This is a genomic window from Leptolyngbya sp. FACHB-711, assembly GCF_014695615.1.
Lineage (GTDB): Bacteria > Cyanobacteriota > Cyanobacteriia > Elainellales > Elainellaceae > Leptolyngbya_A.
The window spans coordinates 1-5324 of sequence record NZ_JACJOR010000278.1 but is presented as its reverse complement, the minus strand read 5'-3'; the positions used below and the strand labels follow the sequence as shown (position 1 = coordinate 5324).

6 protein-coding genes are annotated in these 5324 nt (G+C 46.5%); 3 read left to right on the top strand and 3 right to left on the bottom strand.

The genetic code is table 11. The features are described 5' to 3' along the window. Positions 1-109: 109 nt before the first annotated feature. Positions 110-481 carry a helix-turn-helix domain-containing protein gene (locus H6F80_RS30365; RefSeq protein WP_347277864.1) on the top strand — a complete coding sequence of 124 codons (372 nt, stop codon included), beginning with the start codon at positions 110-112 and terminating at the stop codon, positions 479-481. Positions 482-512: 31 nt separating this feature from the next. Here the strand turns inward: H6F80_RS30365 and H6F80_RS10965 are convergent, their stop codons facing one another. Continuing rightward, on the bottom strand, positions 513-1502 hold the full coding sequence (locus H6F80_RS10965) for a Rieske 2Fe-2S domain-containing protein (protein ID WP_190791591.1): 990 nt from the start codon (positions 1500-1502) through the stop codon (positions 513-515). A gap of 122 nt (positions 1503-1624) precedes the next feature. Between H6F80_RS10965 and H6F80_RS10960 the strand changes: the two genes are divergently transcribed. Continuing rightward, positions 1625-2272: a TetR family transcriptional regulator gene (locus H6F80_RS10960; RefSeq protein ID WP_190791590.1), complete on the top strand. Its 648-nt coding sequence runs from the start codon at positions 1625-1627 to the stop codon at positions 2270-2272. Between the two features lie 206 nt (positions 2273-2478). Here H6F80_RS10960 and H6F80_RS10955 read toward each other — a convergent pair whose 3' ends face one another. Continuing rightward, entirely contained in the window at positions 2479-2874 is a 396-nt protein-coding gene (locus tag H6F80_RS10955) for a DUF2834 domain-containing protein (protein WP_199296506.1), read from the bottom strand. A 69-nt stretch (positions 2875-2943) separates the two neighbouring features. On the opposite strand from H6F80_RS10955, the gene H6F80_RS10950 reads away from it, so the two are divergent. Next, positions 2944-3786 (top strand): helix-turn-helix domain-containing protein, encoded by an 843-nt coding sequence (locus tag H6F80_RS10950; protein ID WP_190791589.1) that lies wholly within the window; start codon positions 2944-2946, stop codon positions 3784-3786. Between the two features lie 395 nt (positions 3787-4181). Here H6F80_RS10950 and H6F80_RS10945 read toward each other — a convergent pair. After that, positions 4182-5324 (bottom strand): MATE family efflux transporter (locus H6F80_RS10945; RefSeq protein ID WP_190791588.1); only part of this gene is annotated, 1143 nt, incomplete at its 5' end.

The following is a 5324-nucleotide window of genomic DNA, read 5'->3' as shown; positions in this document are numbered from 1 at the left end:
CATCAACTGCTTTGCGCCGCAGGTCATCACTGTAGGGGGAAGGCATCGGCACTCCTAGACGCTTGTTTCTCGCTAGCTTAGCGTTCTCACCTGATCTCGTAAAGCTATAGTGGGCGGAATTGCTTTTACCCGCCATCGCGATGCTCCCGCATTTAATGCAGACGATCTAGCAGATTTGAGTGCGCTATGTCTTCATCTCTCGACACGGCTTGCAGAACTGCGTTCAAAACCTATTATTTCCGAACTGGCTAGCAGTAATGCAACGTCTTCTGTGAAGGATCGTCTGACTCTACGGGAAATGCAAATTGCCGAATTAGTTGCTCAAGGACTTACCAATGCTCAGATTGGTGCAGCCCTATGGATTACTGAACACACGGTGAAGCAAGCATTGAAGCGAATGTTTCGCAAACTAGAGATTTCATCACGTGCGGAACTGGTGGCACGAATTGCAAAATTCAGTAATAAACTTGCAGCATCCTGAGTAGTGGTTAATCTTTGACGTAATTGAGTGTTTATCTAAAAAGATTAGGTTCTACAACTTGCGGAAAACTCTCAAAGTTGCGCCGTACCCAATCCATTCCGACCTCGTTGTTCAATCTGATTCGTTGAGGCGTATTGGGATAGATCCGGCTGAGAATTCTGGCATCCTGTTCTACAACGACATCAATCAACTTCAGTAAGTTTCTCTTTAGTAAATGAGCAATTGGGGAGCGTGCCTGCATATACATCAGCACAAACACACGCGATCGCTCTACCGATTCAGGCAAATAAAAGTGGCATTCCTTCAAACTCAAAAGTTGATTGTCGCCATGCATCACACCCATGAACGGAAAGTAATTCTCTAGATGCGCTTCTAAAACCTTGGGTAATGCGAGTTGAGCTGGATTTTTGAGGATTTCACGCCAGGTCGCTTGTTTCCTGGGTTGCGCCAGATAAGCGTGAGAATGTAAACCCTGATCAATAAACTGCTTGACCTGCACTTCCTCAATCTCAAATAACTCCCGGTGGGTACCATTCTGGTGATTGTAGTCATGCATATTTAGCAACAAACTCAGAATATCCGTCGGTATGCTGCGCTCACCTGTTACGCCAATAAACTCATACTCAGTTGCAATCGTGTTCATTAAATCTGGAATTGGGATCTTCGGCTCATAACCCCCATAAGTCCAGATCAAATCCCCTTGAATTACCAATTCAAGCGGTGACAGCAAAGATTTTGTTTGTTTATTAGAGCCCGGTAATACCGTGCAACCCTTACGATCGAACTCTAGGGCATGAAACGGACAGGCAATGGCACTACTGCCATCGGATTGAGTGATGCACCACCCCTCTGAAAGCATTGCTCCCATGTGAGGGCAGGCGTTGGGGAGGGCAGTAATTGTGCCCTGAGAATCTTGCCAGAGGACATAATCTTGCCCCAACAAGGAAAACTTCCGAGGTTGATTCAGCTTCAGCATAGAACGATGCGCCAACAGCCACGGAGAACCTTGTAATTGCTCCATAATCGTCAACCCTTAACTTACTAATTAATTAGTAAGTCTATCAAAAGCTCATCTGAGCGTCAATTTGGCAATGCCTAGTCTTTGCTAAGATGGCTTTGAACCGATAGTCATGAATTAAGGCTGTGAATCGAGCAGGAAAGCGAACAGCAAAATCAGTGCGTCCAGTGCGAGATGCTGAGGCAACACAGCAGCAAATTCTAGATGCTGCCGAACAAGAGTTTGCCCATCACGGCTTGAAAGGCGCACGGATGAGTGCGATCGCCCAAGCTGCTCAGGTCACATCTGCAACCTTGCACTATTACTTTGAGAACAAAGAGAATCTGTACAAAGCAGTTCTCCAGCGTCCTGTAGACGAAGTTCAAGAAATCCTGGCGCAACAAAAGTTTGATGCACTGTCTCCCGAAGAGGCGCTGAAGCAAATCATTCGCATTGCGATCGCCAACGAAGCAGCAAATCCTCAGCGACAAATGCTATGGTTTCAGGAATCGAGCCAAAATCAGGGGGCGTACTTTAAGGAGTGTAATGTGCTAACCCTGCACGGGTATCTCTTGAACGTGTTAGAGCGCGGTACTGCAGAAGGTTACTTCCGTCCGCTCAAGCCATTCTTGGCATTAACCCACATCTTAAGCGTTTGCTGGTTTTATTTCACAGTTCATGAAAATTGGAAGCATCTCACGCCAGACCTTGATCGCCTCAGTCCAGAGATGGTCGAAGAACACACTGAAGAAGCGATCGCATTTATTTTGGCAGCTATTCAGCGAAGGGATTAGGTTATCGAAGAACTAGCTCTAAAGAACGACGCACATAAGCCTCCCAGAACTCAGGTGTTGGCTGGAAAATCATGGCATACAGCATGATGCCGCTCATCGTATCGAAAACCAGACCTGGACCTAAATCAGGTTCAATCTCAGAAGCGGGTGTTCTAATCGTGCCTGCTATTGGCTCTAAACTCAGGAATGCCTCATCTCAAATAATCTCAAACAGTGCGCTCTAAATGTTGTTCTCGGCGGTACAGGAAGAAGGGAAGAGAACAGGAAAGCCCAACGCCGAAGGTCAATCCAATATACAGAATGATCCAGGCGCGTGATATGTTTAACCGCTTCAATTCAATCCATACAAAGCAGAAGAAGGCGATCGCAGAAATCAATAAATCCGTTGTTAACCCTGCTGCAATGTTATTCGCAAACGCTTGTTGCAGGAAAAATGAGGGAGAAAGCAATGCTGACGGATCTTGCAGGAGCCAGAACCAGGGTTCAATTGAACCGGCAATGGTCAGTATCAGATACAAAACTTTGATACTGCTGAACGTGCGCGTCATTGGGAGGTTTGTTGTCTTCAACATGATGTTTATCCTTAATCGGTGTGCTTTCATGATGGAATAGGGAAATAATCAAAGCAATTACCTGCCAGGTAATCAAACTCATCTTTTGCAAACTTTGTGATGCAACAGCGCACCAATGCCTCAAATCCGACCCTCGACTCGTTTGGACTGCTTCTGAAGCAATGGCGTAGCCAGCGAGGATTTAGCCAGCTTGATTTAGCTGTGACCAGCCAGGTCTCCCAACGCCATATTAGTTTTCTTGAATCGGGACGAGCCAAACCCAGCCGAGAGATGGTGTTGCAACTGGCGGAGGTGCTGGAGATTCCGTTGAGACAGCAAAACTTGATGCTGACTGCCGCAGGATTTACACCCATTCACGCCGAGACTGATCTATCGGCTCCTGAAATGGCTTCTATCCGTAAAGCGATCGACTTTATGCTGCGACAACAGGAACCGTACCCAGCGATTGTGGTCGATCGCTACTGGAATCTACTGCTGACCAACCATGCTGCCAATCGACTACTGAATGCTTTCATTGCCCCAGAAGAACTGCAAGCCCACTTCTACCGGGATGGAAAAGTTAACCTGATGCGGGCGATGTTTCATCCTCAAGGGTTCCGTCCATTTGTCATTAACTGGGACGATTTTTCAGTGCATTTGCTACAGCGCCTGCACCGAGAGGCAATTGCTGAGGGAGAAAGTGAACAATCTAAAACATTACTGAACGAATTAATGAGTTATCCGGGCATTGCTGAGGTTTGGCAGCCTTTCACTCGAACAACTCAAAATGCCATGCTGCTGACTGTTCATCTCAAACGAGGGAATCTAGAATTAGAGTTTTTTTCAACGATCGCCACCCTCGGCACCCCCTACGACATTACCCTGCAAGAACTGAGGATTGAGTGTTTGTTTCCAGCCAATGACAGTACGGAACATCACTGGAAACAACTCCTGAAATCTTAGGAGTCTCAGGACTGTTGAGGACGGATGCTTTGCCTGGTCTTACTCTAGAATAGACACAGCTTGAGTTGTAGACCCAATTATGCAACCTGAACACAACCAACCCAACCTTCAAACCTGGCGGAGTAGAGCTACTCAATTTTTATTGGGTTCGCTCCTGGGATCTTTCTTGATCCTAGTTCCTCTCTCCTATTTCATGTACTTTACACCGGAAGCCGTTCACTTCATTCATTACATGGGTTCGGCCATGTTTGTGTTGCTGTGTGGAATATTCTCCACAGCGTTTGGAAATCGGTTTTTGCAAATTCTTACTAAACTGCTCGAATCAATGCCTACCAGTTGAAAGAATTGCAGCCCTAAGACCACTCAAACCTGTTGGTATCCGTCAGTCTGAGCTTCTAGCGTTGCGGCGCTCGGGAAAGCTTTTGATGGTTCATCAATTGCCAGAACCGCCAAGTGAATAGCCCTGCGACAACGGCGATCGCCACCGATTGCCCAATCCACAAGCCTACACTTCCCATCTGCAACTGAAAGCCTAATACATAGCCCACTGATAAACCAATTCCCCAGTATCCCAACACATTCAGCAACATTGGAATTTGCGTGTCCTGTAGTCCCTGAAGAGAGCCATAAACTGCTTTTTGAAAGCCGTCGAGAACTTGTGCGATCGCTGCAATCATCAATAGCGGAAGTGCAAGCGCAACAATGTTTGCATTCACTGGATTGGTAATGTCGATGTAAAGACCAATAATAAATTTAGGAAAGAAGAGAAATGCACTTGATACAGCAATCATAAAGATTGTAGTGACGCTCATACTCACCAATGCTGCTTGTTGAATGCCTGTGCAATCGCGTCGTCCTAACCACTGCCCAACTCGTACCGTTGTTGCATAAGAGATACCTAAGGGAACCATAAACACAACAACGATCGTTTGAAATACTATCTGGTGGGCAGCTAACACTTCAATACCTAACAATCCTATCCAGAAGGTAATCACCATAAAAAAGCCTGTTTCAAGTCCAGAGAACAACCCGATCGGTACACCCACCCAGGCTAGCTCCTTCAGGATGTAGGGTTTGACCCGATGCAGTTCTTGAAAAATGCGGTAGTGCTTTAAATTCTCGTTTGTTGAAATATACAGGGCTAAAGCCAGGAACATTCCCCACAGCGTAATTACGCTGGCTAACGCTAATCCTGCGATTCCCATCTTGGGAAAGCCGAATTTACCAAAGCCGAGAATATAATTCCAGACGATGTTGAAGGCGGTTCCTGATACAACAATGAGCATAATCGGACGGGCTTGAGACAAGGCTGAAACAGTTGCCCGCAGTGCCGCAAAACCGATGGCTGGAAACAATCCCCACAGCATAATATCCAAATAAATATTGGCAAGCTGAACAGTAGTTTCGGTTTGTCCTGTACGGCTCAAAAGGATATCCAGATGTCCGGTGAACAGCATCGTGGGAATCGCCACCAATACGGACAACCACAATCCCTGACGCGCAATTTGCTCAACGCGCGTTTTTTGCCCCGCTCCAAA

What these genes read in the sequence shown, in the direction of transcription:
- H6F80_RS10950 (WP_190791589.1), top strand. Translation starts at nt 2,944, where the DNA reads ATGCAACAGCGCACCAATGCCTCAAATCCGACCCTCGACTCGTTTGGA.
- H6F80_RS10965 (WP_190791591.1), bottom strand. Translation starts at nt 1,502, where the DNA reads ATGGAGCAATTACAAGGTTCTCCGTGGCTGTTGGCGCATCGTTCTATG.
- H6F80_RS10955 (WP_199296506.1), bottom strand. Translation starts at nt 2,874, where the DNA reads ATGAAAGCACACCGATTAAGGATAAACATCATGTTGAAGACAACAAAC.